The 20,965-nt window shown below is 36.8% G+C and carries 20 protein-coding genes; 1 reads left to right on the top strand and 19 read right to left on the bottom strand.

The genetic code is table 11. The annotated features are described in order from the left end of the window. Nucleotides 1-34: 34 nt before the first annotated feature. Complete coding sequence (locus CVS84_RS00365) at nucleotides 35-2,854, bottom strand: RecB-like helicase (RefSeq protein ID WP_107690720.1); 2,820 nt, start codon at nucleotides 2,852-2,854, stop codon at nucleotides 35-37. Then, the gene (locus CVS84_RS00360) at nucleotides 2,851-5,196 is read right to left on the bottom strand and encodes a PD-(D/E)XK nuclease family protein (protein ID WP_107690719.1); all 2,346 of its coding nucleotides are present in this window, start codon (nucleotides 5,194-5,196) and stop codon (nucleotides 2,851-2,853) included. The genes CVS84_RS00365 and CVS84_RS00360 overlap by 4 nt, the downstream gene beginning before the upstream one ends. Nucleotides 5,197-5,346: 150 nt before the next feature. Here CVS84_RS00360 and CVS84_RS00355 point away from each other — a divergent pair, with 150 nt between their 5' ends. After that, complete coding sequence (locus tag CVS84_RS00355; RefSeq protein ID WP_085657824.1) at nucleotides 5,347-5,934, top strand: flavin reductase; 588 nt, start codon at nucleotides 5,347-5,349, stop codon at nucleotides 5,932-5,934. Between the two features lie 123 nt (nucleotides 5,935-6,057). Here CVS84_RS00355 and CVS84_RS00350 read toward each other — a convergent pair whose 3' ends face one another. The 17 genes from CVS84_RS00350 to CVS84_RS00270 all read right to left on the bottom strand — a co-directional run bounded on the left by CVS84_RS00350 (nucleotide 6,058) and on the right by CVS84_RS00270 (nucleotide 20,963). After that, the gene (locus CVS84_RS00350; RefSeq protein ID WP_107690718.1) at nucleotides 6,058-6,528 is read right to left on the bottom strand and encodes a FixH family protein; all 471 of its coding nucleotides are present in this window, start codon (nucleotides 6,526-6,528) and stop codon (nucleotides 6,058-6,060) included. Next, entirely contained in the window at nucleotides 6,521-7,090 is a 570-nt protein-coding gene (locus tag CVS84_RS00345) for a hypothetical protein (RefSeq protein ID WP_107690717.1), read from the bottom strand. The genes CVS84_RS00350 and CVS84_RS00345 overlap by 8 nt, the downstream gene beginning before the upstream one ends. Nucleotides 7,091-7,196: 106 nt before the next feature. After that, a complete protein-coding gene (locus CVS84_RS00340; RefSeq protein ID WP_103579726.1) occupies nucleotides 7,197-7,409 on the bottom strand; it encodes a DUF4006 family protein in 213 nt (70 codons plus the stop codon). Beyond that, the gene (locus CVS84_RS00335; protein WP_103576747.1) at nucleotides 7,409-8,272 is read right to left on the bottom strand and encodes a cbb3-type cytochrome c oxidase N-terminal domain-containing protein; all 864 of its coding nucleotides are present in this window, start codon (nucleotides 8,270-8,272) and stop codon (nucleotides 7,409-7,411) included. The genes CVS84_RS00340 and CVS84_RS00335 overlap by 1 nt, the downstream gene beginning before the upstream one ends. Further along, the gene (locus tag CVS84_RS00330) at nucleotides 8,260-8,472 is read right to left on the bottom strand and encodes a cytochrome c oxidase, cbb3-type, CcoQ subunit (RefSeq protein WP_081004420.1); all 213 of its coding nucleotides are present in this window, start codon (nucleotides 8,470-8,472) and stop codon (nucleotides 8,260-8,262) included. Before CVS84_RS00330 ends, CVS84_RS00335 begins: the two co-directional genes overlap by 13 nt. A 6-nt stretch (nucleotides 8,473-8,478) precedes the next feature. Beyond that, nucleotides 8,479-9,144: a cytochrome-c oxidase, cbb3-type subunit II gene (ccoO, locus tag CVS84_RS00325; RefSeq protein ID WP_054196092.1), complete on the bottom strand. Its 666-nt coding sequence runs from the start codon at nucleotides 9,142-9,144 to the stop codon at nucleotides 8,479-8,481. Then, a complete protein-coding gene (gene ccoN / locus CVS84_RS00320) occupies nucleotides 9,144-10,631 on the bottom strand; it encodes a cytochrome-c oxidase, cbb3-type subunit I (protein WP_035167282.1) in 1,488 nt (495 codons plus the stop codon). The genes ccoO and ccoN overlap by 1 nt, the downstream gene beginning before the upstream one ends. 92 nt (nucleotides 10,632-10,723) lie before the next feature. After that, the gene (locus tag CVS84_RS00315; RefSeq protein ID WP_084041627.1) at nucleotides 10,724-11,407 is read right to left on the bottom strand and encodes a response regulator transcription factor; all 684 of its coding nucleotides are present in this window, start codon (nucleotides 11,405-11,407) and stop codon (nucleotides 10,724-10,726) included. A gap of 78 nt (nucleotides 11,408-11,485) precedes the next feature. Continuing rightward, the gene (locus CVS84_RS00310) at nucleotides 11,486-12,151 is read right to left on the bottom strand and encodes a sulfite exporter TauE/SafE family protein (protein ID WP_234411875.1); all 666 of its coding nucleotides are present in this window, start codon (nucleotides 12,149-12,151) and stop codon (nucleotides 11,486-11,488) included. A 1-nt stretch (nucleotide 12,152) separates the two neighbouring features. Then, the gene (gene carA / locus CVS84_RS00305) at nucleotides 12,153-13,271 is read right to left on the bottom strand and encodes a glutamine-hydrolyzing carbamoyl-phosphate synthase small subunit (protein ID WP_107690716.1); all 1,119 of its coding nucleotides are present in this window, start codon (nucleotides 13,269-13,271) and stop codon (nucleotides 12,153-12,155) included. After that, nucleotides 13,271-13,822, bottom strand: a complete 552-nt coding sequence (locus tag CVS84_RS00300; RefSeq protein ID WP_107690715.1) for a DUF507 family protein — start codon at nucleotides 13,820-13,822, stop codon at nucleotides 13,271-13,273. The genes carA and CVS84_RS00300 overlap by 1 nt, the downstream gene beginning before the upstream one ends. A 49-nt stretch (nucleotides 13,823-13,871) precedes the next feature. Further along, entirely contained in the window at nucleotides 13,872-14,312 is a 441-nt protein-coding gene (locus CVS84_RS00295; protein ID WP_107690714.1) for an isoleucyl-tRNA synthetase, read from the bottom strand. Between the two features lie 287 nt (nucleotides 14,313-14,599). Then, nucleotides 14,600-15,403: a DNA-methyltransferase gene (locus tag CVS84_RS00290; RefSeq protein WP_107690713.1), complete on the bottom strand. Its 804-nt coding sequence runs from the start codon at nucleotides 15,401-15,403 to the stop codon at nucleotides 14,600-14,602. Then, the gene (locus CVS84_RS00285) at nucleotides 15,400-15,921 is read right to left on the bottom strand and encodes a PD-(D/E)XK nuclease superfamily protein (protein ID WP_107690712.1); all 522 of its coding nucleotides are present in this window, start codon (nucleotides 15,919-15,921) and stop codon (nucleotides 15,400-15,402) included. The genes CVS84_RS00290 and CVS84_RS00285 overlap by 4 nt, the downstream gene beginning before the upstream one ends. Continuing rightward, nucleotides 15,918-19,181 carry a carbamoyl-phosphate synthase large subunit gene (carB, locus tag CVS84_RS00280; RefSeq protein WP_107690711.1) on the bottom strand — a complete coding sequence of 1,088 codons (3,264 nt, stop codon included), beginning with the start codon at nucleotides 19,179-19,181 and terminating at the stop codon, nucleotides 15,918-15,920. The genes CVS84_RS00285 and carB overlap by 4 nt, the downstream gene beginning before the upstream one ends. Continuing rightward, entirely contained in the window at nucleotides 19,181-19,936 is a 756-nt protein-coding gene (mreC, locus tag CVS84_RS00275) for a rod shape-determining protein MreC (RefSeq protein WP_107690710.1), read from the bottom strand. The genes carB and mreC overlap by 1 nt, the downstream gene beginning before the upstream one ends. Beyond that, nucleotides 19,926-20,963: a rod shape-determining protein gene (locus CVS84_RS00270; protein ID WP_021090637.1), complete on the bottom strand. Its 1,038-nt coding sequence runs from the start codon at nucleotides 20,961-20,963 to the stop codon at nucleotides 19,926-19,928. Before CVS84_RS00270 ends, mreC begins: the two co-directional genes overlap by 11 nt. Nucleotides 20,964-20,965 lie beyond the last annotated feature (2 nt).

The following is a 20,965-nucleotide window of genomic DNA, read 5'->3' as shown; positions in this document are numbered from 1 at the left end:
AGAATGCTTTTATAAAGCTTAAATTAAGTAGCATTTAAACTTCAATATATGAAATTTTTCCATTAAGAGCGTAGAAGATGACGGCGATTATACTATGCTTTGGATAAAATTTACTTAATGCCTCTTTGTATTCTCCAACTTGTTTTTTATTTTCCTCAATATTTTTATCTGTCGTTTTATAGTCAATCACGCAAATTTCGCTCTCTCCAATACAAAATAAGTCCATTTGTTTTAGTTCGTTTTTTACTTTAAATGGCTGCTCTTTGTAAATTTCTTTATCCTTTATACACTCTAAAAATTTTGGCTCATTTATTAGCATTTTTGCCCGTTTAAAGGCATCTTCAAGTCTATCAGGTGAGAGAAATTTATAAAATTTATTTAGCATTAAACTTTTAGCTTTTAAAAGCGAATTTTCATCAAATTTTTCACTCATCTCGAGCAAATAGTGAAATGCTAAACCAAAATAGATTGCCTCTAAATTTTTACCGCTCGTTTTTTGCTCTCTTGCCTCTACATCTTGCCTTTCTATCTTTAAAATTTCAGGCATTTTTTCATCTTTTGTAGCCTCTTTTTGCTCGCTCTTGCTAGGCAAAATTTTGCCAAAGCTAAACTCTTTTAGATCAAGATAGTCGTTTACTTCGCTTTTATCACTTCTAGTATAAAAAGAAAAAAAGCTAGGACTATTTCCACTTGGAGCGGCTTGTTTAATGATAATAAGCGACTTTGTAGCTCTAGTGAAAGCAACGTAAATTTTATTGATATTTTCTTGCTTCTCAAGCTCTCTCATTTGCTCTAACACGCCAGCATACTCAGGGTCAAAATTTTCTCTGCCAGAAATTCGGCTTTTTACTATCCACTCGCCTTTTTCGCTATATTCTGTTATAAAGTTTGAGTCATCGCCCCTGCCCTTACTCATCATATCACAAACTATCACGTGAGCAAACTCAAGCCCCTTTGACTTATGCACGGTCATCACTCTCACGCCGTCACTGCTTTTTGGGCTGATTTTAGAGCTGAAATTTTCAAGATTAAAGATAAAATCGCTTAAATTTTTATAGCTACTACTTAGCTCAAAAAGCCTTAGAATATCAATATCAGCCATATTTATGTATAAATTTTTAGCTAGATAAAATAGGCTTTTTGTCGCACTATCTTCGGCTTTTATTTTTAGCCTTTTAGGATTTGTATCTACAAGTGCTTTTACATTTTTTTCATAAATTTCTTCACCAAAAAGACAAAATTTCGAATACTCGATGATCGCTGCAACAAACGGTGTTCGCTTTAGCTCCAAGGTGCCTTCATTTATGCTTTTTATCCCCTCACTGCTAAGCACCTCTGAGATGAGGCTGATGTCACTATTTTTCCAGCAAAGCACAGTTATCTCACTTGCATTTACGCCAGCAGCAAGTAGCTCTTTTACTTGTAAAACGACTGCACCCGCGATATCTTCGTAACTTAGCACACGCAAGTAGCCATAGTCATCTTCCTTGACCTCAAAATAAGGACACTCGCCACTTACTTTGTAGCTTAGTTCCTTATCTTTTTTAGCTGGCTCTTGTGGCTCAAAGCTAAGCCCATATCTATGATAAATTTCTTCAAAAATAGCGTTATTAAATTTCACTAAAGCCTTTAAACTGCGGTAGTTGCTAGGCAAATTTTCCACCAAAATTTGCTCAAATTTCTCTCCAAGCTTATCGAAAAGCTCTTTTTTACCGCCCCTAAATTTATAGATACTCTGCTTCGTATCTCCAACATAAAAAAAGCTTCCAAGTCCGTTTTGTCCGTATCCTGAAACGATTTCAGTGATAATTGGCAAGATGATCTCATATTGGATCACATTTGTATCTTGAAACTCATCTATCAAAAGGTGATTTATGCGGCCATCAAGCCTAAAGTAAAGCACATCTTTATCAAAATTTTCAACCAAAAGCTTAAAGACCAGCTTATTTATATCAGCAAAACTTAAAGCGTTTATCTCTTTATTTAGCTCTAAATTTGAGTATTTATAAACGTTTAAGAGCTTGCTAAAGCCGCTAAGTCTGTATCTTTCAACCTCCAAAATATACTCTTTTGCCGCCTCTTTTAGCTCGTTAAAGAGCCTATCAAGTTCACTTGTATAAATTTTACTAAAAGTGCGGTAATCTAGGCTCTCTCTTTCAAAGACCTTATTTTTAAAAAGCTCAAATAAATTTTGCTCACTAAATGTCTTTTTGGCCGTATCGCTAGCACCATTTTGCAAGGCTATATGCTCATTTATCTCCTTTTGCGCTGCTCTTACCTTGCTATCATCTGGATAGCTTGCACCACTATCTTTTAGCTCACCACCAAAGCTCTCATAAAATTTAGCCAAAGTCTGCGAAAAACTCGCCTCTTTTTGGCTTGAGATTATCATCATGAGTGCAAGCTCACTAAGAAGCTTTTGATCTTTGCTTGCCTCTTTTACAAATTTTTTCCACGCCAGGTCTTGCAGACTATCTTGCACGCTGTAGTCAGGACTAAGCCCTAAATTTTGACTAAATTTCTTTAGAATTCCAGAGAAAAATGCATCAAATGTATAAATTTTTAACTCACTTTGCAAAAACCTATCAAGCTTCTCATCGCGTCTTTTTATGACCTCATCTTGGCTCAAACTAAGCTCTTTGCAAAGCTTATCAAGCTCGTCTTTTTTGTTTTGCAAGTCCAAAAAAGTTGCGATTATGCGCTCTTTCATCTCATTGGCCGCTTTTTTGGTAAAGGTTAGAGCGATGATCTCGTTTATATTTTCGCCTCTAAGCACCAAAGCGATATAACGAACGCTTAAAGCGAATGTTTTCCCGCTTCCAGCACTTGCTTTTAGGGCTAAAAAATCTTTCATAACTCTCTCCTACAAAGTATGGCATACTCGCAAAATTTACAAGCTCCGCTCTTTCTTTCAAAATTTATCTTAGTATTATTTATACTCTTTAGATTTTCTATCTCGGCCTTTAGATCATCCACACTTTTCTTCGAGCTGATAAGCACAGGTTCATTCTTCAGGGCAAAATAAGCACTTTTTACCTCGCTACCATAAAGTACTTCATAAAATGCAAGCTGAAGCGAGTTCGCATTTGCCTCACCAGTTTTATAATCAAGTATAAAAGGCTCACCATCGGGGCTAGCATCGATCCTATCGATAATGCCTTTTATCTTTACATCACAAAAATCACTCTCTATATCTTTTTCACACTCAAGCACCCTAAAGCCAGCACTTAAGCGTTCATTTTCAAACTCTGCGTATTCTTTAAATTTCTGCGACCAAATCTCAAGCTCAAGCGAAGAAAAATCTTGCTTTGCAAGTATTTCTTTAAAAATAGCCAGATCAAAGGTATTTTTTTGTCTATAAAAATCACTTGTGTAGTATTCATAAAGCGCCTTATGCACGCTATTTCCCTGCTTAGATCCTGGCTCAGTTGCTATTGCTTTTGCTCCTTTTATACCAGCTATCTTTGCGTAATAATACTTTCTTGGGCAAGCTAGAAATAAATTTAGTGTAGAAAATGATAGCGGTTTAGTGAAAAAATCATGCTCCAAAATGATCTCATCATCGCTTAAATTTAGGCTTGTACTTCCTTTTAAAAATAATTTTAAGTACGCCTCGTCACTAAATTTCTCATCTTTTATTGTTTTGAAATTTTTAAAAAATCTTGAAGGAATACTCTCTTCATTTAAAACACAGCTTATGGCGACCTTTTTGGCATTATTTATAAGACTTTCGTAGTAAAATCTCTGCAAATTTTCACGCTCAAGGTAGCTTATAAGCCCTGCTTTTTGCCTCACTTTTGAGTTTAAAAACATCTCATTTGTGCTTCTTGCTGGGATAAAGTTATCATTAAAATCAACTATGATCACACCATCAAATTTCATTCCGCGACTCTCTAACATGCCCATGACACTGATCTTTCCGCCACCCACATCATCGATGCTAAGGCGCGAGATATTTAGCAAAAAAATTTCACTTAACTGCTTTAAGCTAAAGCTAAAATACCTACATAAATTTTCAATCCTAAAGAGCTCAAGCGCAAGCTTTTCTTCGCATCTTGGCTCATTTTCAAGCATTAAAAGCTCGTCTATTAGCTCTTTAAATTTAGTAAAGTCGCAAAGGTCAAAATAGCTTGATTTAAATTTATTAAAAAGCTCTTCGCTTACGCCAAGTGTGTTCAAGATAAAGCCAAGCTCCTCGTAGCTCTCACACTTACTTTGATCAAAAACCGGCCTTGCCTCTTCATTGATCGCTCTTGTAATGTAAAAAAGCGTCTCATAAAATTTTGTATCTTTAAAGCTCTCGCCCATAGCGTAGTTAAAAATTTTATTGCTATCATGAAGCCTTAAAATTTCACTAAAGCTCTCATCTGGCAATATGACAGCGATGTTTTCAGGCTTTATACCCTCACGCACAAACTCGCTCGCCTTTACCATAGCGTAGGCACATTGCAGGCTTCTAGTCGCAAATCGCTTTTCTAAAACTGGCTCAAATTTTTTGATATTTTCTAAGCAAATTAGCTCATTTGTCTTTAAATTTAGCTCATATTTTTTGTAATTTTCAATCTCGCTAATAGCTGAAATTTGCTTTATTTTATTGATTAGCTTTGTGTTGAAAACACTGGTTTGAAAGATAATTTTTAGCGTAGTTAGCTTTGAGATTTTCTCTAAAATTTCCCACTCAAATTCACTTAAAATGCCATCTATGTGCAGTGAAATTTCACTAAAGCTTCTGATATAGCCTTCATTAATGGAGTAAATTTTTGGCAAGGTTATATCATCGTAGAGATTTTCTCTATCAAGCAAGCTCTCATACTCTTTTAAAACCTCTTCAAGTATGTTTAAATGCTCCTCAAAATTAGCGTAAATATCGTTAAATTTGATCTCAGCGATACTCTTTTTACTAATAGCTAGCTCTTTAAAAAATGAAAAAAGATAGTCATTATTTTTCAAAAATTCAAAAAACTCAGTTGGAATTTTAAGAACCGAGTTTGCCTTTTTGACACTGGCACAGGCTCTATTCATAAGCACTAAAGCATAGGTGCTATCAATCTCAAACCTACCGTCTACATAAACTACCTTTTTATAAAACTCAGCGATACTTAGGCTTTTTGGGATTAGCTCATCATTAAAACTTGCATTAAATTCACGAATCTTACGCGAGTTTGTAAATACAAAAAGTTGGTTTAGGTTATGCATTTTTCTCTCTTAAATTTTTAAGCAATGATAGCTAAATGCTGATAAAAGAGCGCTTTTTACGCTTAGGTAAAGCTTTAAATTTTTATCTAAATACATTAAAATTTTAAGCCTTAAAGAGCCAAAAGCTACAATCACAAAAAAGAAGCAAAAATGCATAAAGAGTTAAACAGACAAGGTTTTTACTATGGCTTTCCGGTTTTGCTGGCTACCACAAAAGATAAAAACGCAAACGATGATATCACGGTGCTTTCATCTTCTTGGACGTTAGGAAATACAGTGGTACTTGGCATAGGCATTGAAAATCAAGGCTTTAAAAATATCAAAAATGGTTCAGATATCACGCTAAATTTATGTGACGAAAGCCTGCTAGAAGCTGTGCAAAAAATGGAAAAACTAACTGGTGATAGTAACGTGCCAGAAGAAAAAAAGAATCTTGGCTACACCTACGAGCACGATAAATTTAAGGTGGCAAATCTCAGCAAAGAGCCTGGCATAAATGCAAAAACCGTCAGGATAAAAGAGTGCAAGATACAGATAGAAACGGTTGTAGAAAAGATAGAGTTAAAAGAGTGGTTTAGCATCGTTACTTGTAAGATTACAGGCATTTTTGTAGATGAAAATTTACTAAAAGATGAAAAGATAGATACGCAAAAATGGCATCCACTAATCTATAAATTTAAAGAATATGTCGGCACTTGCGAGCGTTTGGGATTAAATTTTGGATTTAAAGAGATTTGATTTATAGTTTTATTTGATAAAAACTTAGTATTTTGGTTTTAAATTTAGCCAAAAAGATTAGTTTATTAAAATTTAAATCTAGCTTTGAAATCTTTCCCAGATACCAAAGCTACGATTTTAAGATCATTTTGTGACATTAAGATCAAATTTATAATACCTTGTATCATTAGTGTCACTTAGCCTTAAAAGTAGCTGCCACCTGCCTTCTTGTAGACTTGTTTCTTCGCTTACTAGATCATTTTCTTGCCATGAAGCTCTTAAAATTTTATTTTCTTTATTTGTCTGTGGGCGAGTGAGTAAAATTTCATATTTTAAAGCTGAAATTTCTCCTTTTTTAGGAGTTAGATGAAATTTAAACTTAGCATTTAGGGCATTAAAATTTGGCTCAAATTTTAGATCAAATTTCTCATCAAAGCGTTTTTCACTCTCTTTGATAAAGGTTATGTTTTCATCGACATTTTGGTAGCTTTGCATATAAGAGCTATCCATTTCGACTGGATGTTTCAGCGCTATGATGATCGTTGCTGCGCAAGCGATAATGATAGCAATGAAGCTAAGCACGATAGCATAAGGCCAAAAGGTTTTTTTATCCATTTTTTACCTTTTTATAAAAGATAACAATTATAAAAAATGCAACCAAACCATAGATGAAAAATCTTAAAAAATTTAACGTAGTTTTATTTGAATTTCCAACACTACTTTCAAGCTGTAAATTTAAGCTAGATGCGATTTGCTCGGCGATATCTGCGTAGCCGTTTAAGATAGCGGCGTTATAGACGTCTTTGCCATTTTTTGAAACTAAAATGGGGATGATGGTGCCTGATTCTGGATTAGGACTTAAAATTTGCTCCTTGTTAAAGAGCTGTGAGGTTTTGCTGTCGGCAAAAATTTCTACCTTTTTTTTATCTCTGATAAGAGCTAAAAAGGCATAAGGCGAGCTAAGATTTTGCTCTTTAAAAAGAGCTTCTAGCTCACCATCTTTATATACGCCAACTGCTAAATTTATACCGCTTTTTGCATAAAGCTCACTGCCGATCTCGTTTAGCTTTACACTTACTTTTTGGCTTAGAATTTCATCATTATTTATCACAAAATTTGCTCCCAAAGCCAAACTTTGTGAGAGCAAAAATATAAAAATGAGTATAAATTTTCTCACACCTAGCCTACAAAAAGGTGGTTTGATGTAAGCACTGACCACGCACAAATAGCCCCTGCAACAACTATAAGCAAGATTATGGCTTTTTCTATTATGCCTAGCATCACTACTCCTTTATAATGACGTGTTTAGCGTTATCAACGCTCTTCATCTCAATGTTACTTGCATCTTTTAATGAGTAAGGTTTGGTTGCTACATCTTTTTGCAAGCCAATACCAATATAAGTAAGTACGCCAAGGATAGATAGCAAAAGCAAAACTGCCACCAAATAACCGCTAATGCCATTTAAAGCAAAGATGTTTCTATTTTTATTTTCCATTATTCGCCCTTTGATAGCGATATGACATATTCGCCAACTGCTTTTTGTTGTATCTCATTTAGTCTGCCGTCATTAAATTTAGGCATAACACCGATGTTGCCGTTTTTACCACGATTTAGTACATCTACGATAAACTCACTTGAACCATATTTACTAAGATCAGCCGACATACCATCCATGCCTTTGCCGTCATCTCCATGACAAGCTGCACAAGCTACGTAAAGCTCTTTTCCCATAGCTACTAAATTTTCATTTTTTGTACTTTTTATAGCACTTATCTCTTTTGCAACATAAGCTGCGATAGCCTTTGCTCCATCAGCATCGGCTAGCCCTGCTGGCATCTCACCCATAGGATAATCAAGCCCTTTTGAGCCATTTAGTATCGTATCGACTATTCCTTGTTCGCTACCCCAAATTTGTAAATTTGCAGCTTTGCCACCAATGCCATCGCCTGTGATGCCATGACATGCTGAGCATTGCACCAAAAATACGCTCTCCCCCATAGCATGAAGCGTTTCTTTGCTTGGGTTTGCATACTCTTTTTCAAATTTAGCGTTTGCTTCTTTTACTTCTTTATTATATTCACCGATTTGTGAGTAAGAATTTAGTGGATAACCAAGTAAATAATACCAAATAGCCCAAACAAGAGTTAGTAAAAAAACTATCGCCCAACCAAATGGAACTGGGTTTTTATACTCGCCTATCCCATCCCAGTTGTGCTCGCTAAGCTCTACGCTTTCATCTTTTTTAACTTTCATTTGACCAACATACTTGCCAGCTACAACGACAGTTAGTACGATAATTAAGATGGCACCTATTAACGCAAGTAAATTTATATTATCTTCTAAATTTAGCCATTGCATACGCTCTCCTTTGTAGCCTTTTGCTCTAAAATTTTACTACCGATCTCATCATCTAGGGCTAATTTCGAATACTTCTCATAATTTCTTCTACCTTGCTTTTCACTTTTGTAAAGGTGAAAAAAATAAGCGTACAAAGTGATAGCTAAAAATGCTGTCAAAATAAAATAGCCATAAGCTTGAAGTTCTCTAATATCCATTATTAACTCCTATTTTAGGCTATTTAGATAGGCGATAAGTGCCACGATCTGGCGAATTTCACCCTTTGCAAAGGCACTTTTTACTTGCTCATCTTTCATATTTTCAACGATACTTGCAGCCTGCTCTTTCACGTTAGCATTTGCTTGCTCAAAAGTACCAAGAGCTGGCATATCTTTCTCATCATAAGGTGTGTTAAAGACCTTTTTAACAGTTAGTGCTTCAGCGTAAGCAGTCTCTATGTCAGCATTTTTCTTAAATAAAAATGGATATGCTGGCATGATCGAACCTGGCACAACAGAGGCTGGGTTTAACATATGATTTTCATGCCAATCTGTCGTTCTATAATTACCCACACGCATAAGATCTGGGCCAGTTCTTTTTGAACCCCAAAGATGAGGGCGATCATAAGCAAATTCACCACTTAGCGAGTACATGCCGTATCTATCAGTCTCTGCCTTAAACGGACGTATCATCTGTGAGTGGCAAGTATTGCAACCATTTTGTATATATATATTTTTTCCAGCAAGCTCTAAAACTGTATAAGGTTTTGTACCCTCGAGTGGTCTAGCTCTATTTGCAAAGTCGGGTAAAATTTCTACCACGCCAGCGTAAGCTATGACAATAAAGACGCAAACTGCAAAAAAGAATGGATTTTTTTCTAACCAAGCAAACATCACATCACCTCCGCATTGGCTTTAGCACCGCCCATAGGCGTTGCACTTTTTGGCTCTGCCAAAATAGCTTTAGCAGAAGTTGATTTGTAGATATTGTAAGCAAACATCAAAAAGCCAATCAAATACAAAAGCCCACCAATAGCTCTAATGTAATAATAAGGTATAAGTACTACAACAGTATCAATAAATGAGTAGAGTAAATTTCCATAGCTATCAGTTGCTCTCCACATCATGCCTTGCGTAATACCAGCAATCCACATAGAAGCAAAGTATAAAACGATACCTGTTGTTTGTATCCAAAATTGAGCTTCCATTAAGGATTTTGAATAAATTTCGCGCTTAAAGACACGTGGCGTCATATGATAAAGTGCTGCCATAGTCATAAAACCAACCCAGCCAAGTGCACCATCATGTACGTGTCCTGGCACCCAGTCAGTATAGTGAGCTAGTGCATTTACAGATTTGATAGCCAAGATAGGGCCTTCAAGAGTTGAAAACATATAAAAAGTTGAAGCTAAAATCATAAATTTAATAAGCGGGCTCTCGCGAAGTTGTGTCCATTCGCCTTTCATTGTAAGAAGCATATTAATAGCTGAACCCCAAGAAGGTAAAATCAAAACAATAGAAAAAACCGAACCCATAGTCTGCATCCAATCAGGCACAGCAGTATATATTAAGTGGTGACCGCCAGCCCAAAGATAGATAAACATAAGGCCCCAGAATGAAAATAACGAAAGCTTATAAGAAAAAATAGGCTGTCCGCTCTCTTTTGGTAAGAAGTAATAAATTTGGGCAATGATCGCTACTGTAAATACAAATGCAACTGCGTTATGACCGTACCACCACTGAACCAAGGCATCATTTGAGCCAGCATACATCGAAACTGAATGTAGCCATGAGCCATATCCACTAACTAGCCTTGTTGGAATTTCCATGTTATTAAATAGATAAAGCATAGCAACGCCAAGAAATGTAGCAATGTAATACCAAACTGAGATGTAAAGTGTCTTCTCGCGGCGTATACCAATAAGTCCAAATATACTTACGCCCCAAAGCACCCAGACTACTACTACTGCGATATCTAGTGGCCACTCAAGCTCGGCATACTCCTTAGATGTACTCTCGCCCATAAAAAGTGTCACAACAGCTAGAATCATAACAAGTATATAAAGCCAAAAATGAAGCTTACCAATGAACATCAAAAACGGAGATTCACTCATTGATACTTTTAAAACACGCTGTCCAATGTAATACCAAGTGGCAAATATACCAGAGAGCATAAAACCAAAAATGATACCGTTAGTATGAAGAGGACGCAATCTACCAAATGCCGAATACTCACCAGCTATATAGTTTAGATCAGGACAGGCAAGCTGAAAAGCCACCAAAACACCAATAGCCATGCCAACAATACCAAAAAATATCGTGGAGAACATAAAGAGTTTTGCCACACTATAATCATAATGTAGCAACTGGGATGGTCGCATAAATTTTCCTCCTAGTTAAATTTATATTAATTTTCGGTTATTTTAGAGTAGAAAAACTATAAAAAAACTTAATTAATATAAATTCTCTTTTACTAGGAGAGTCTTCTGTCTATTTTGTAACCAAGTCCAGGAACATTTTTTATAAAATTACTACCGACTTTATCTCTAACACGTTTAACAAAGGTCCTAATAGCAGCCTCTGTTACGCTCTCACCGACCCAAACAACATTTTTTATTTCATCGTGAAGCACAAGCGTACCAAGTCTTTTTATGAGTAAAGATATAAATGCAAGTTCTTTTTTTGTAAGAGAAATTTCAACACCATCTCTGATAAGCACACGTTTTATTTTATTAAAACTATATCCATTTGTAACCTGAATAATATTTGCTGTTTCTATCTTATTTTTAGCAACATTTTCTAAAGTAACCAAAAAATCATCAAGATCAATCGGCTTTAAAACGTATTTATCAATACCGACATCTATCGCTTTTAGAAGTGTTTCTTTTTCACTATTTGTGCTAAAAACTATAATAGGTGTATCTTTTGAAATTTCTTTAATGCATTTAGCCATATCAAGACCATTCATTATAGGCATAAAAACGTCTGTTATAACCATATTTGGATTATATTTTTTAAATTTCTTAAGTCCTTCATCGCCATTTTGAGCAGTGATAACTTTTTCAAATTTATCTCGCATAACTTCTTGTACTATTTTTTTACCATCTCCCTCATTCTCAACGATAAGAACAGTTAGATTATTAAGAATCTTGCTCATTTATTCTTCCTTTTTGGTTATATTTATCAAACATCATAAATTTTGACACAATTAACAATTATTTCTCTTTTTTTTATCTTAAGCATTTGCTCTATATCCTAAGAATGATAGATAAATTCCATTTATTATCATTATGCTAGCTGAGATCTTAAACATTATGTCTTTAAATTTTTCATTTAAAATTCCAAATACAAAGCTAGCTAAAAGCATGGCTGGCAATGTACAAAGACCAAATACAAGCATTATAAAAGCCGAATCAATAAAATTTGCACTTAAAATCCCAAGTGCTAAAAAGTAATAAACCACACCACAAGGCAAAAAGCCATTTAGAAAACCAAGTAATAAAAAATTTGCTAAATTTTTCTTTTGAATCCTTGTTTTTGCAATTCTTACTACAAAATTAAGCGCCTTTTGATTCTCTACAAATTTTAAAAGCTCACCCCTAAAAAGTAAGGCAATACCGATAAACGCGATCACTAAGCCAACTATAAAAAATATAAGACCTCTTGCTTGCATGTTAAAGCTAATGGCCGCTCCAAAGGCACCAAACAAAGCTCCTAAAACCACATAAGCAAAAATTCTAGCTAGACTATAAAGCGTACTTAGCATTAGAATTTCTCTCTTGCTTTTGCCTTTAAAAAATAGAGTCTGTAGGCTCAAAAATCCACTACACATACCTACACAATGACTAAAGCTACTTAAAAATGCAACTGAGACAATCATGTAAAGGTTTATATTTTGCATCTTATAAAATTTCTAAAAACCGCTTAAATATATATTTACTCTCGCTTGGGCCACCACTTGCTTCTGGATGGTGCTGAACTGAAAAGATCGGATAGTCTTTGTATCTCACGCCTTCGATTGTGTTGTCAAATAAATTTCTATGAGTCACAACAGCTACTTCTGCGATACTTTCAGGTACGTTGTAGTTGTGATTTTGTGTTGTTATCTCGATCGCTTTTGTCTCTAAATTTAGCACTGGGTGATTTGCTCCATGCTGACCAAATTTAAGCTTATATGTCTCGTATCCAAAGGCATTTGATAGTAGCTGATGTCCAAGACAAATGCCAAATATAGGTATCCTAGCCTCAATCATCTTTTTGATCTCACCTATTTCGGCCTTTAAATTTTTTGGCTCACCAGGACCATTTGATAAGAATACTCCATTTATCTCGCCATTTTTAAATTTTTCTATCAAAATTTCAGCCTTAGTGTCGTGTGGCACAACAATAACCTCAAGGCCGGTTTCACATAGCTCGTTTAGGATATTTCTCTTTACACCAAAGTCAAAAACAGCTATCTTTTTACCAATACTTTTTAGCGGCTTATATGACTTTAAATTTCTATCCCAAGCGCCTTTTTTGTGCTCATATTCATCCATCGCACTAACTGTTTTTACGTAGTTTATATTTTCGATACGCCCGCTACTTTCAAGCCTGCGTTTTAGCTCATCTTTATCACTTATCTGCGTTGAGATATAAGCCATCAAGGCACCTTCATCACGTAGCATCTTTGTAAGGTATCTAGTATCAATGTCATAAACACCAAATTTACCTTGCTCTTCGAAAAATTTTCCCAAAGATTTTTGCGAACGGTAGTTTGACGGGGTCTCGTTGTAGCTTCTCATTATAACGCCACTTGCATGAATTCTAAGACTCTCCATATCGTCTTCGTTTATACCTACTATGCCTATTTCTGGCATAGTAAAGACGATAAACTGACCAGCATAGCTTGGATCGCTCATGATCTCTTCGTAGCCAGTCATTGAGGTATTAAAGACGAGCTCACCTGCACACTCGCCGTGAGCACCAAAAGCTTTTGCTTCTAAAAAAACACCATTTTCAATATAAATGTAAGCTTTCATTAAAGCATGCCTCTTTTTTTAAGCTCATCTTGATATAAACGCTCAAAGACAAGATCATATTCATCAGTTCCTGGGATTAGCTTATGTTTATAATTTTGTATCATTTCATAAACATCATCTTCTATCTTCTCATAGCTTTTTAAGTACTCGTCTATTGAGTTATAAATCACATTTTTTACACGATTTTCAGATACATTATAATCAACAAGACCACTCTTCCAAATAGTTTCAAGCACTTTGTGAGCGATATTACTAAATCTATCTTCGTGGGTTAAGATTACATCAAATTCGCCTGCAAGCTTCTTTTTGACGAGCCAAAACATATTTTTACGGTCAATTTGCATAGTTTGCATCTCGTCTTCATTTTTCTCCAAAAGCTCATTTACTCGCTCATCTAAAGCTCTTTCTTTTTGAATATCGACTATTAAAATTTCACTTGTTTTTGCTACGATTGGCTCAATGCCTTTATTTAGTCTTACGAAACCACAATTTAGAAGATCTATTGCTATTTTATGTGAAATATACGGAACGTGTGGGAGTTTTAAACGCATTTTAAACCTTTAAATTTTTATGCCATTTTAACTAAATAAAGGTAAAACTTTACTTTGAAATTTTAACGACTTTATTATTATCGCTTCTTAAAAAATAAATTTCTCTTCGTCCATCATAAAGTATCTTTCCATCAGTCTTTTGCTCATTTTCTAAATTTGATGAGATATCTAAAGATAGCGATTTACTCATAAAATAATTCTCTCCTAAAGTGCGTCCAAAGTCAGGATACCAACTAAAAGCACAAACTATCAGCAAAACTAAATAAAAGGCTCTAAAAATTTTTCTAAAAGGCGCGTAAAAAAAGCAATACCCAAATATAAAAAATACGGGCAAAAGCCATAAGAAAGGCACGTTATCAACAAAAATAACATTAAAATACTCGCTTATACCATAGTAAGAAAAGTAGTTGTTGTAAATTCCAACAAATAGCGTAAAAATAGGAGCAAGGACGAATATAATACCCGCAAAAAAAGCATTTAAAATTTTCATAATCTCTCCTTTTGAGTGAGATTATATTAAACATAAGCTTTAATATTACTAGATTGATGAAAGCTAGACTAAAATTCAAAGCAAAATGCCATATATGGACATCTACTGCTTCCAGCAATACTTTAAAAACAGTTTAGCTATAAGCTAAACTGCCTTAAATTTATTATTTTTTAGATAAATACTCTTGCAAGCTTTTTACTTCAAGTGCTTTGCCAGTTTGAACTGCACTTAGCGACTTAACAGCTGCGAGTGCTGCACGGATCGTTGTAAATCAAAGCATATTAAACCTAACCAAATTTTAAGCTCTCAAGCATTTTTATATCACTAAATTTATCTCTAAAATTTATAAAATTTGCTTCTAGCTCAGCCTTTCGCTTAAGTGCAATATCTATAAATTCTTGCTCTTTTTCAATACCTATAAAATTTCTACCTAGTAAATTTGCAGCTATACCAGTTGTTGCAGAGCCTGCAAATGGATCACAAATGACACTATTTTCATTACTTGCCATCAAAATAAGCCTTATCAAAAGCGAAAGTGGTTTTTGTGTAGGATGCTTACCACATGCTTTCTCCCAAGGAGCAATCGCAGCAAAACTCCACACATCTTTCATCTGCTTATCTCCATTTATCCGCTTCATAAGCTCATAGTTAAAGATGTGTTTATGTCTCTCATCTTTTCTAGCCCAAATGATCTGCTCGGTGCTATGGGTTAGATACCTGCAGCTAAAATTTGGCGGAGGATTGGTCTTTTGCCACGTAATTATGTTTAAAATTTTATAATCAAGCTTTTGAAGTGCCCTGCCGATAGAAAATATGTTGTGGTATGTCCCACTTATCATTATGCTGCCATTGTCACTAAGTGATTGCTTAGCAAGCTTGAGCCATTTTAGGTTAAATTCATCGATCTCATCTATATTTGTGCCCTCATCCCACTTACCTTTATTTACGCTAACTATCTGCCCGCTTTGGATGCTAAGCCCACCATTTGAAAGAAAATACGGTGGATCTGCAAAGATAAGGTCAAACTCGCCTTTAAATTTAGCTAGTTCATTAAAGCAGTCGCCATTTATGAGCTTAAAGATATCTTTCATGGTATTGGTAATCCCAAAATTTGAAGTGGAATATATTCAAAATAATACTTACATTTAACACACAAAATATAATCTAGAACATCTTTGTATTCTTTCTTTCTAAACCAATTACTAAGTAAATAAATGTATTCAACTTCCATATTTAAATGAGAAAGTAATTTCTGATATTGCTTTTTCTTAAAATCACATGTTTGTAGCTTTTCATCAACTGAACCAGCAACTCTTTGAAATTTACATTCTATTATAAAAAACGTATTATTAACAATAACGTAAATGCTATCGTCTGGCAAGAGACGTTTGGATATGATAGTAGCCCAATCAATACCTTTACTTTTTAAAAAATCATAAAATTTATATTTTTTAAAAATGCTAGCAATATATTTACCTTTATAAAAAACATTCGAGTCTTTATCTATCTTGTAATTACGTTGTTGTGATAAAAAAGTCGCCAAATCAACTTTACCTTCAAAAATTAATCCAGTTTTTGTATTTGAACCACCTGTTCCACCTAATATCATTTACTACTCCTTAGATACTCTTGTAAGCTTTTTACCTCAAGCGCTTTGCTAGTTTGAACTGCACTTAGTGACTTAGCAGCTGCGAGTGCTGCACGGATCGTTGTAAAATATGGAATTTTAAATCTAAGCACATTTTGGCGGATCTTTTTGCCGTCATCTACACTTGATTTTGTATCGCTTGTATTTATAACAAGTGCGATGTCGCCGTTTTTAAGCCTATCTTCGACGTTTGGTCTGCCCTCGCTTATCTTATAGACAAACTCGGCCTCCACGCCAGCTTCGCTTAAAATTTTATGCGTTCCGCCAGTTGCGATGACGCTAAAGCCAAGTGCTATTAGCTCTCTTGCAAGGTCTGGCGCATAAGATTTGTCGCCGTCAGCTAATGTCAAAAATACCCTACCCTTGCTTGGTAAAGTGTTGCTCGCAGCGATCTGACTCTTTGCAAATGAGCTTGCAAAATCGTGACTGATACCCATAACCTCGCCCGTACTCTTCATCTCAGGACCAAGGATGAGATCGGCGCCACTTAGCTTGTTAAATGGCAATACACATTCTTTTACACAAATATGCGAACTTACGCGAGGTTTTAGGATGTCGCCGTCCTCATAAACAACCCTATAATCATCATAAAATTTAAGTGCCTCACGTAAATTTCCCTGCCACATAACTCTTGTTGCTACCTTTGCCATAGGCACGCCAGTGGCCTTACTCACAAACGGCACGGTTCTGCTCGCGCGAGGATTTACCTCGATCATATAAAGCTCGTTTTCATAGATAGCAAACTGGATATTCATAAGGCCAACGACACCTAAATTTAGCGCGATATCTCTGGTTTGCTTCTCCACTTTTTTTATCATTTCTGCGCTTAAACTCATCGGTGGCAATATGCAAGCTGAGTCGCCAGAGTGAATTCCGGCCTCCTCGATGTGCTCCATTATAGCACCTATATATACCTCTTTGCCGTCACATATCGCGTCTACATCGAGCTCTTTTGCGTCTTGTAAAAATTTATCAAGTAGCACTGGCGAGTGGTTGCTAACCTTTACCGCCTCACTCATATACTCTTTTAGCTCGCTCTCGTTATGCACCCTTCTCATCGCCCTACCGCCTAAAACGTAGCTTGGGCGAACGAGTACTGGATAGCCGATAGTAGCAGCTTTTTGCAAGGCTTCTTCTAAACTAGTGGCGGTGTCGTTTTTAGGCTGAAGGACGCCTATTTTATTTATAAATTCGCTAAATTTCTTTCTATCCTCGGCCACATCGATCACTCTTGCGGTTGTGCCGATGATCTTAGCGCCGATCACGCTTAGGCGTTTTGCAAATTTAAGCGGAGTTTGGCCGCCAAAATGCACGATCACACCATCTGGCTTTTCGCGCTCGATGACTGATCTCACGTGCTCAAAATCGATCGGCTCAAAGTACAAAATATCGCTCGTGTCGTAGTCGGTTGAGACGGTTTCTGGGTTACAGTTGTACATTATCGTTTTTACGCCAAGGTCTCTTAGTGCGTAGCTTGCGTGCACGCAGCAGTAGTCAAACTCTATACCCTGGCCGATCCTGTTTGGACCGCCGCCTATTATCATCACCTTTTTAGCGTCTTTTGCTAGCTCTTTTTTAGGAAATTTAGTGATATTTGTGGTTGAGTAAAGATATGGGGTTAGCGCCTTAAATTCGCCAGCGCAAGTATCGACCTCGTTGTATTCAAGCTCGATGCCAAGCTTCTGCCTAGCAAAATAGATATCATTTTGGCTAAGCTCAAGATCGTCTTTTTCATTTATAAGCACAGCTATCATCTTGTCTGAAAAGCCCATGCTTTTAGCCTCTCGCAGTAGCTCTTCGTTGTTTAAGATATCCATATCGATCTTATCTTCAAATTTAACTATCTCATAAATTTGCTCCAAAAACCAAGGATCGATCTTGCTAAACTCATGCACCTCCGCCACGCTAAATCCATCTCTAAAGGCTTGCGCTAGATATAAAATTCTCTGCTCGTTTGCATTTCTGATGCCATAAACCAAGGCATTTTTTTCTAAATTTAAGCTATTAAATCCGCAAAGATCGCGCTCTAGGCTGCAAAGCGCTTTTTGGATACTCTCTTTAAATGTCCTGCCAATGGCCATAACCTCGCCAACTGACTTCATCGCAGTGCCTAGATATGGGTTTGATCCTGGGAATTTCTCAAATGTAAAACGTGGGATCTTTGTCACGATGTAGTCAATCACCGGCTCAAAGCTAGCAGGTGTGCCAGTGATGTCGTTTTTGATCTCATCTAGGCTAAAACCAACTGCAAGTAGTGTCGCGACCTTTGCGATAGGATAGCCAGTAGCCTTACTTGCAAGGGCTGAGCTTCGGCTAACGCGTGGGTTCATCTCGATAACGATCATGCGACCACTTTTTGGGTCTATGGCAAACTGCACGTTACTGCCACCAGTATCAACGCCGATCTCACGAAGTATGGCAAAACTAGCATCACGCATAGCTTGATACTCTTTATCTGTTAGCGTTAAAGCTGGTGCGACCGTGATACTATCGCCTGTATGCACGCCCATTGGGTCAAAATTTTCGATCGAGCAGACGATGATGCAGTTGTCATTTCTATCTCTAATAACCTCCATCTCGTACTCTTTCCAGCCAAGCAAGCTCTCTTCTATCAAAATTTCATGTATTGGGCTTGCGTCAAGGCCGGTGTTGGCTAGCTCTTTAAACTCATCCATATTATAAGCCACGCCGCTTCCTGCACCACCAAGCGTGTAGCTAGCTCTTATGATGAGCGGAAAGCCTATCTCATTTGCTGCATTTAGCGCGTCATCCATGTTGTAAGCATATCTACTCTCAGGCAGGTCCATGCCGATCTTTTGCATAGTTGCTTTAAAAATTTGTCTATCTTCGCCTTTTTTTATCGCTTCTGGGTTTGCACCAAGAAATTTGACATCCTTTAAAAGGCCACTCTCAAAGACCTCCATAGCGGCATTTAGCGCTACTTGTCCACCCATCGTTGGCAAGATGGCATCAATATTTTCTTTTTCGATGATCTTTAAAATGCTATCTTTTGTGATCGGCTCTATATACGTTGCATCGGCGAAATTTGGGTCAGTCATAATGGTGGCTGGGTTTGAGTTAATGAGCACTACGCGGTATCCAAGCTCTTTTAGCGTCTTGGCTGCTTGCGTGCCTGAGTAGTCAAATTCGCAGGCTTGACCGATGACGATAGGGCCTGAGCCGATTAGTAAAATGGTATTTATATCTGTTCTTTTTGGCATTATTTTTCCTTTGTTACAACGTATAGGTAGTTTGGTATGTTTAGCTTTGCATAGGGCTCTACTATCACGCTTTGATAGGAGCTCTCTTTTAAAATTTTACTCACGCGCCCTACTGGCACCCCACTAAAAAATATCCCGTCAAGTCCGCTCGTAAAGACCTCATCGCCCTCTTTTGGGCTGAGCCATTGTGGGATAAATTTCACCATTATTTGGCCTTGATTTCCATGCGCGACGCCTGGAATTTTCTCATTTCCTATATAGACTGCAAATATACTTTTTGGATCATTTTGCAAGTAAGCTAGTGGCTTGCCATCTTTTGCGATGACGATACCAGCACTATTTCCTTGATAGATGAGTCCATAAATTTTATTTGGGTCGTATCCTTCAAACTCACTTATCCAAATTTTATTATAATCCCCGATATGCACGTAGCTAAGCCCTTTTACAAGCTTTACAGCTGGGGCATAGGCAGTTGAGTTTTTATCTTTTAAAATTTGATTTAGCTCGTTCGCAAAAGTAGAAAGAAGCGTGGCTGAGCGCTCTAGCTCTTCATTTTGCGCTCTTAGCTTTTCTATCTCACTAGCCTGCCTAAAATACTCGTTTATATAGTCTTTCACGCTTTTAGCAAAATTGTCGTATGAATTTGTAGCATAGTTACTAAACCCGATAGAAAGATTACTTAAAATTTCTCCCTTGAAAACTGAGGCCGTAGCAAGCAATGCTATAAAAACAAAAAGAACAATCTTACTCTTCATTTGTCAGCTGTTGTAAAAGCCCAATCTCTTCAAGTGCCTTGCCCGTTCCTCTAGCAACCGCGAGAAGTGGCTCATCTGCTACAAAAACTGGAAGTTTAACGATATCAGATAAAAATTTATCAAGTCCTCTAATAAGCGCTCCGCCGCCAGTTAGTACGATACCAGTCTCCACGATATCGCCAGCAAGATCAGGCGGCATCATCTCAAGTACGGTTTTAAGCGCATCTGCGATCTCTTTTAGTGGCTCTCTCATCGCCTCTCTCACATCTTCGCTAGTTAGCTCAACTCTACTTAAAAGACCACTTACCTGGTCGCGACCTTTTACCACTACGCTTAGCTCTTTTTCAAGCTGCACGGCAGAACCTACGGCAATCTTTATCTCCTCGCCAGTTCGCTCGCCTATTAGTAGGTTATATTTCTCTTTTATGTAATTAACAATGCTAATATCAATCTTATCGCCAGCTGTGCGGATTGATTTTGAGATGACTAGACCACCAAGCGAGACAACACCTATCTCAGTCGTACCACCACCGATATCAACTACTAGGTTACCTTGTGGCTCACGAACTGGTAAATTTGCGCCAATCGCTGCTGCCATAGGCTCTTCGATCAAAAATACCTCTCTTGCACCAGCACTTAAGGCACTTTCTCTAACGGCCTTTCTTTCAACCTGAGTTAGTCCATAAGGAACCGAGATGATGATTCTTGGGCGTAAAAAGCTTTTTCTTTTATGAGTCTTTTCTATAAAATAGCGTATCATGCGCTCGGTCATATCAAAATCTGCAATAACGCCATCTCTCATCGGCCTTATCGCCTCAATATCGCCTGGAGTTTTTCCGACCATCTCTTTTGCGGCATGCCCGACCGCTAAAATTTTTTGTTTGCCATATTTTTCACGTCTTACTGCAACAACAGAAGGCTCGTTTATTATTATGCCTTTATCTTTTACCAAAACAAGTGTATTTGCCGTACCGAGATCTATGCCCATATCACTTGAGAAAAAACCTATAACCTGATCTAAAAACATCT

The sequence above is a fragment of the Campylobacter concisus genome, assembly GCF_003048575.1.
GTDB lineage: Bacteria > Campylobacterota > Campylobacteria > Campylobacterales > Campylobacteraceae > Campylobacter_A > Campylobacter_A concisus_U.
The sequence above is the reverse complement of the archived record's forward strand: the minus strand, read 5'-3'. Positions and strand labels throughout refer to the sequence as shown.

Excerpts from the sequence above, each read along its gene's own strand:
- CVS84_RS00365 (WP_107690720.1), bottom strand. The coding sequence starts at position 2,854 with ATGAAAGATTTTTTAGCCCTAAAAGCAAGTGCTGGAAGCGGGAAAACA.
- CVS84_RS00360 (WP_107690719.1), bottom strand. The coding sequence starts at position 5,196 with ATGCATAACCTAAACCAACTTTTTGTATTTACAAACTCGCGTAAGATT.
- CVS84_RS00355 (WP_085657824.1), top strand. The coding sequence starts at position 5,347 with ATGCATAAAGAGTTAAACAGACAAGGTTTTTACTATGGCTTTCCGGTT.
- CVS84_RS00350 (WP_107690718.1), bottom strand. The coding sequence starts at position 6,528 with ATGGATAAAAAAACCTTTTGGCCTTATGCTATCGTGCTTAGCTTCATT.
- CVS84_RS00340 (WP_103579726.1), bottom strand. The coding sequence starts at position 7,409 with ATGGAAAATAAAAATAGAAACATCTTTGCTTTAAATGGCATTAGCGGT.
- CVS84_RS00335 (WP_103576747.1), bottom strand. The coding sequence starts at position 8,272 with ATGCAATGGCTAAATTTAGAAGATAATATAAATTTACTTGCGTTAATA.
- ccoO (WP_054196092.1), bottom strand. The coding sequence starts at position 9,144 with ATGTTTGCTTGGTTAGAAAAAAATCCATTCTTTTTTGCAGTTTGCGTC.
- ccoN (WP_035167282.1), bottom strand. The coding sequence starts at position 10,631 with ATGCGACCATCCCAGTTGCTACATTATGATTATAGTGTGGCAAAACTC.
- CVS84_RS00315 (WP_084041627.1), bottom strand. The coding sequence starts at position 11,407 with ATGAGCAAGATTCTTAATAATCTAACTGTTCTTATCGTTGAGAATGAG.
- CVS84_RS00310 (WP_234411875.1), bottom strand. The coding sequence starts at position 12,151 with ATGCAAAATATAAACCTTTACATGATTGTCTCAGTTGCATTTTTAAGT.
- carA (WP_107690716.1), bottom strand. The coding sequence starts at position 13,271 with ATGAAAGCTTACATTTATATTGAAAATGGTGTTTTTTTAGAAGCAAAA.
- CVS84_RS00300 (WP_107690715.1), bottom strand. The coding sequence starts at position 13,822 with ATGCGTTTAAAACTCCCACACGTTCCGTATATTTCACATAAAATAGCA.
- CVS84_RS00295 (WP_107690714.1), bottom strand. The coding sequence starts at position 14,312 with ATGAAAATTTTAAATGCTTTTTTTGCGGGTATTATATTCGTCCTTGCT.
- CVS84_RS00290 (WP_107690713.1), bottom strand. The coding sequence starts at position 15,403 with ATGAAAGATATCTTTAAGCTCATAAATGGCGACTGCTTTAATGAACTA.
- CVS84_RS00285 (WP_107690712.1), bottom strand. The coding sequence starts at position 15,921 with ATGATATTAGGTGGAACAGGTGGTTCAAATACAAAAACTGGATTAATT.
- carB (WP_107690711.1), bottom strand. The coding sequence starts at position 19,181 with ATGCCAAAAAGAACAGATATAAATACCATTTTACTAATCGGCTCAGGC.
- mreC (WP_107690710.1), bottom strand. The coding sequence starts at position 19,936 with ATGAAGAGTAAGATTGTTCTTTTTGTTTTTATAGCATTGCTTGCTACG.
- CVS84_RS00270 (WP_021090637.1), bottom strand. The coding sequence starts at position 20,963 with ATGTTTTTAGATCAGGTTATAGGTTTTTTCTCAAGTGATATGGGCATA.